At 43.0% G+C, this 5,543-nt stretch carries 6 protein-coding genes and 1 pseudogene; 5 read left to right on the forward strand and 2 right to left on the reverse strand.

Annotation, left to right across the window (positions count from 1 at the left end; all coding sequences use genetic code 11):
* Positions 1–394 (reverse strand): IS5 family transposase (locus tag L1D55_RS26765; protein WP_239919467.1); only part of this gene is annotated, 394 nt, incomplete at its 3' end.
* A gap of 252 nt (positions 395–646) precedes the next feature.
* Between L1D55_RS26765 and L1D55_RS26770 the strand changes: the two genes are divergently transcribed.
* The 3 genes from L1D55_RS26770 to L1D55_RS26780 all read left to right on the forward strand — a co-directional run bounded on the left by L1D55_RS26770 (position 647) and on the right by L1D55_RS26780 (position 2,138).
* Positions 647–1,168 carry a GNAT family N-acetyltransferase gene (locus tag L1D55_RS26770; RefSeq protein ID WP_239919468.1) on the forward strand — a complete coding sequence of 174 codons (522 nt, stop codon included), beginning with the start codon at positions 647–649 and terminating at the stop codon, positions 1,166–1,168.
* A gap of 165 nt (positions 1,169–1,333) precedes the next feature.
* Positions 1,334–1,690 (forward strand): MerR family transcriptional regulator, encoded by a 357-nt coding sequence (locus tag L1D55_RS26775; protein ID WP_239919469.1) that lies wholly within the window; start codon positions 1,334–1,336, stop codon positions 1,688–1,690.
* Between the two features lie 58 nt (positions 1,691–1,748).
* Positions 1,749–2,138: a carboxymuconolactone decarboxylase family protein gene (locus L1D55_RS26780; protein ID WP_239919470.1), complete on the forward strand. Its 390-nt coding sequence runs from the start codon at positions 1,749–1,751 to the stop codon at positions 2,136–2,138.
* A gap of 125 nt (positions 2,139–2,263) precedes the next feature.
* On the opposite strand, the gene L1D55_RS26785 is transcribed toward L1D55_RS26780, so the two are convergent.
* The gene (locus tag L1D55_RS26785; RefSeq protein WP_239919471.1) at positions 2,264–3,823 is read right to left on the reverse strand and encodes an EAL domain-containing protein; all 1,560 of its coding nucleotides are present in this window, start codon (positions 3,821–3,823) and stop codon (positions 2,264–2,266) included.
* A gap of 272 nt (positions 3,824–4,095) precedes the next feature.
* Here L1D55_RS26785 and L1D55_RS26790 point away from each other — a divergent pair, with 272 nt between their 5' ends.
* Positions 4,096–4,638 carry a hypothetical protein gene (locus tag L1D55_RS26790; RefSeq protein WP_239919472.1) on the forward strand — a complete coding sequence of 181 codons (543 nt, stop codon included), beginning with the start codon at positions 4,096–4,098 and terminating at the stop codon, positions 4,636–4,638.
* Positions 4,639–4,728: 90 nt separating this feature from the next.
* A pseudogene (locus L1D55_RS26795) lies at positions 4,729–5,087 on the forward strand (transposase).
* The last annotated feature ends 456 nt before the right edge of the window (positions 5,088–5,543 follow it).

Here is a 5,543-nt window from a genome sequence, read left to right on the forward strand (position 1 = left end):
TCGCCATATCGCCATAAACCTTAAGGCCAGTAGCATCAATGGCTAGGTGCTGTATCGCTCCTCTCGTTTTAGTCTTAAATGAAACCTCAACTTGCTTGGCTCTACGACTGATGCAGGTGTAATGCGGACAACTTAACGGTACATGGGCTAGCCTAAATATCGAGTCGATAAATCCTTGAAGCGCTCTCAATGGCATAGAAAAAACTCGTTTGACCATGAGTGCTGTCGTGATAGCTAAATCACTGAACCGACGCGGCCTCCCGCGCTTATTCTGTTTGCTTTRCGCCCACCCGCTTATTGCTTCTTCATCAATCCAAAAGGTCAGAGAACCACGGTTAATGAGTGATTGGTTGTATTGCTTCCAGTTGGTTGTTTTGTAACGAGGCTTAGGCATAGGACTACGAGAGAGAGTGGAGGTAGCTGCTCAGATCGTAGGTTCTGGATTTAGTTCCATTGAATTACGCAACAAAGCCGTAAATCTTTACTAGACACCGATACCGAGAGGTTGAATAACCACGATATAGCGATCAGCGTGGTTTCAGATGCTGGACACTCAATGGCGTGGGAAAACGCGAGCGGGCTAGCAGAAGCCATTAAGCGCGCGCTTTAATTAAGTGGTTTTACAAAAATTCAAAAATGAGGTGTTATGGAAAGAATCATATCTAAAGATATAGTCCTGAAAAATCTGAAAGTTTCAGATGCTTTTGTATTATTTAATGCCGTTGAATCAAGCAGGGGGAACCTATCAAAATATATGCCCTGGGAGAAGAGTGTGGTCGATCTTGAAAGTGCGCGAGCTTATATCGAAGGTCGACTGAACAGTGGTATCGAAGGCTCACAGTGGTTCGCAGTACACTTCAAAAAACAGTTTTCAGGCGTATTTGGTGTAAAGTCAATTCACCGCGAGACTCGAGTCTGCGAATTAGGCTACTGGCTTGCTGACAGTGCAACGGGGAATCGAGTGGTAGGGCAAATTTTGGAGGTTCTTGTTCCAACCTTAGCAAGCGAACAAGGAGTTAAAGCCTTTGAGTTCCATTGTTTAGAGAGTAACCTGGCCAGTGTTAAGATTGCGAAACGTGCAGGTGCGACGCTGAAGTCTAAGGGGCAACACACACTGGATGTGCCTGAAAAAGAGCAATCTATGTGTACCTATGCACTAGAGCTCTAGGCTTAATAAGTACTTTAGGATCCAACGCGTGGGATTTTTCATTCCATCGTTGGTTTTTGTGCTTCTAGGACTGGGGTTTCTTTGATGATGATTTCTGGTTTGGAGGTTAGTATTCTTTACCCAAAATAACGTATTCGCTTATTCGGCTATTAAGGAAGTAAAACCATGAACATGAAGGCGTTTTCTAGCTTGGTGGGTTTGTCGGCTCATACGCTTAGGTACTATGAAAAAATCGGTTTGCTTAAAAATGTTCAGCGTAATGGCAGTGGGCACCGAGTGTATACCACGAAAGACGTAAAGTGGCTTGAGTTTGTCATTCGCCTGAAAGAGACGGCCATGCCACTCGAAGAGATATTGGAATACGCTCGATTAAGGGAGCAGGGCAGTAGCACGGTACTTGAACGTCAAGCTCTGTTAGAACAGCACCAACAGAGTTTAAAAGCGCATATTGCGCGACAACAATCTCATCTTTCCGCTTTGGAAGGCAAAATTGACCTGTATAAAGATGGAAAAGTGCGTTGACTTAGAGTGAACTCTAACTTGTATGCTGCGCTCCTATTCAATACATAGGAGCAATACAATGGAAACGTCACGTTTTGAAAAAGGGCTAGGACTACTTAAACAGATTGATGGTGAAGCCGGGCAAAATGTTATCGAAAGCCTACAAGACATTAGCCCTGATTTAGCCAAATATACAATCGAGTATCCTTTTGGTGATATCTATGCGCGTAAAGGCTTGGATTTGAAATCTCGCGAGATTGCGACGGTGGCAGCGTTAACCGCACTAGGCAACTGCGCCCCGCAACTTAAAGTGCATTTGAATGCGGCGCTTAATGTGGGTTGCAGTGAAGAAGAGATCAAAGAGGTGATCATTCAGATGTCTGGCTACGCTGGTTTTCCTGCTGCGCTGAATGGGATGTTCGCATTCAAAGAAGTGCTCGCTGAACGATCGGCGAAACACGACAGTTGATCTGATGCTTAACGCTTGGCGCCCCACCATTTGGCACTTAACGCCAGTGCCAAGTGTTGGTTTTATGAAAGTCCTTTTAAAAGGGCGCCAGTAACGGCGCCCTCTAATCGGTTTACATTCATCTGTTAGGTTGGTGAGATGTGGTACTCATGAGTCGCAGCAATGTGCTGTTGCTGCCTGAGCAGACTGATGGTTAGGTTGATTGGCATCGGCTTATAGAAATAGAAGCCTTGGATATAGTCGACGCCTAGCTTAGACAATACTTTGACCTGCGATTCATACTCTACACCCTCTACGATAACCTGCATGCCTAAAGTGCGGGACAGTTGCAGCATGGACTCTAGCAAAGGGACACCAAAGCTGGACTCGTCTGAAATGTTCTGCACGAAGACGCGATCAATCTTGAGGATACTGAACGGAAATTGCCTTACGAAATCTAAGCCTGAGTAGCCAGTACCAAAGTCATCAATCGCGACTTTCACGCCCATGTTCGCCAGCTTGGTGAGGTTCTCTTTTATCTTTGCCATATCTGCATCCGAGCACTCACCATCTTCGGTTACTTCAAATACCACCTGCTTTAGAATCTCAGGGTTTCTTTTGAAGATGCCTGATACTTTGTGGGCGAAGTTACTGTTAGACACGACGTTTCGGCTGATGTTGACGCTGATGTATTTGTCTTCGAAAAGGTCTTGATTGCCTTTGATAGTTTTCAATACTTCGCGCAACACAAAGTACGTCAGCTCTTCTATCAAACCTAAGCTTTCTGCTAGTGGAATGAAGATGGCAGGCGATACATTCCCTTCAATTGGGTCATTCCATCTTAAGAGAGATTCACAGCCTACAATCTGAGTGGTTTTTTGGTCGACAATTGGCTGCATGTGAACTTGCAGGTGTTTGTTTTTCAGAGCGCTAGAGAGGGAATATTCTAAACTGCGTTGGCTCTGCTTTTTATGCTTCGCGGAGAGCAAACAAATGGTGGTGATTCCCGCCATAAGAAACCCAAACCACGAGAAGCCCATGAGGAAGTGTATGTAGTACTGGTGCCCGATGTAGGAAGTAATGGCTAGCGGGTAGGCGTCTGACTGTATGAGTACTTCCGAAAGGTAAGAACCGGGATCGGTCGGGTGAATATCTCTTTTAATCACTTCAACTTTAGAGCTTATGCCGTGGCTGCTCAGGTTTGACTCTACAAGGTCGTAGATGAAGTGTGGTGGTATCATCAGGCTTACACCCGCATCATCTTTGTTCGAGAAGATAAGCATGATGGATTGCACTTTAGTGATCGCTGCACTCGAGTAAGACAGGGTGGTTAAATTTGGATCGTCATTGAGCCTTTCTCGGATAGTGCTGTATAAGCGAAAAGACACGTCGCCATCGGTGGTTGAGCAATAAAAACGGTTTTGTTTATTGAATACGGCGGCTTCTTTTACCCAATCGGCATTGAATACATTCTGACGAAGCTCGGTCACGATGGCATCACAAGTAAGGTCGGGCGTGATCTCTGAGAGAAAGCTGCCAAATCGAGCTTGGATCTCTTGAAGCCTGGTTTCAACTAACTGTGAAGACTCTTCGGTTAGCGCATGATAGTGAGACGGTGTAAAAGGGATGAGCAATGCCATCGACAAAACGAAAGAGACGGCAAAGTAGAATGTGGTCTTGGCAAAATGTTGGTACTTGATATCCATAATTGGAGAAGCGTTACCGAGTGTATGAGCATTCGATTTAATTTATAAATTTAACGATTAGGTAGCAAGAGAAATAATAATTATTGTGAATGTACGCATGTGTTGTGTATTGAATTGGTATTTTTTCCGTTTTTGCTAGCTAAATCTTGACCTTATATCGGATTTTATGGAGTTGGTTGATATCATTCAAAGGAGTTTTTTTCAGTTTGTCCGGGTATACACTAAGTATGATTCATCGCGATAATGTGTAACGGAAAGAAAAGGAGTTTCATTTGTTATTCAAAGAAAAATTGCTGCTCTCAAATTGTGATTCAGTGAGGCAGCTGGATCGTTTTGAATTGCGGAAAAGGTTTTTGATGGGCATGACGTTTGGAGATGGTGTAGTTCTTTCCCCAAATACTTTGATTGACAACCCATGCTTTGATGAAGTGCTTACGCGGTCGAATCTTGTAAAGTATTTAAACGAAGAGGGAGCGGGAAAGCTCGTGATTCGAGGTTTCAATTTGGAAAACAACTTTGAACTAGAAGAATACTTCGAAAACTTACCCGATAATTTCATTTTTTCGAGCTTTGACGGAAACCCTTTAAAAGGGAATTTAACCAATCACCAATTAAGCATTTTGCGTAAACGTTTGAGAGATACGCAATATGCTCTAGATAGTATCATTTACCGTTCAGAGAGAGTCGCGTTACAGCAAGACGCTCTACAAACTGAAGTTTTTAGGCGTATCGATGATGACTCTGCATTGAATCATTACTTTGAGTCTGACGGAGACAGAATTTTATTTTCAGCCCTAAACCACCTACTTCAGTAGGTGGTTATCATCACAGTTTGGCTTTGCCTGTAGTTCTACCCATGTTAAATGCTCCCTTGATTTTTAGCGAAGTCAAAGAGGACAAATAACATGAGCAGATATAATCAAGCTTCCCACGTATTTTGGAGATGTCAATATCACATAGTGTGGACACCAAAGTATCGATTTAGGATTTTGAAAAACAATGTAGGTAAAGAAGTTTATCGATGTATAAACGTTTACTGTAATCAACTTGGATGTGAAGTCGTTGAATTAAACATAGCAAAATAGCTTTAAAACTCTTTAGTAAATTTCCATATTTAAGGAGAAACAAACTCTGGGGTAACCACTTTTGGCAAAGGGGCTATTTTGTCGATAGCGTAGGGGTTAATGAAGAAATCATTCGACGCTATGTAAGACATCAAGAGAAAAAAGAGCGCGTGGAGCAGCAGCAACTGGCGTTGGACTAAACAAAGGCCCCCTTTTAGGGGGCTCACACAAAGCCACCTTCTTTAGAAGGTGGTAATTTACTTAAAAGTCTGACGAAAAAGGTGTATTCAAGGTCTGATTGGTACAGCCAATCAGACATTTACTTTGGTAAGGTGAGTTCAATAGAATCTACGAGGTTTAAGACCGAGGTCATCAACCCTGCATACAATTCATTGTTTGCTAGTAAGGGAGAAGGCTTTTTATTGGTTCATCGCGGATTAGCGGGAACTAAAAACAAAAACGGTAGTAAGTGATATGGTTTAGTCGCCAAACAAAAATCATACACAAACTACCGTTTTCATGCCGAATCATACTTTCCTATCTTCATTCTGGGAAGGCTTTAAAATAGTAAAGTCTCACCAGACAGCATCACTTATTACACTGACTCTTAAACCTAACTCTGAGGCTAAATGCCTTTGCGGTCTTGAAGCCGAGGC

Origin of the sequence: Vibrio sp. Isolate22, from assembly GCF_022398115.1 — a bacterium.
Taxonomy (GTDB): Bacteria; Pseudomonadota; Gammaproteobacteria; order Enterobacterales; family Vibrionaceae; genus Vibrio.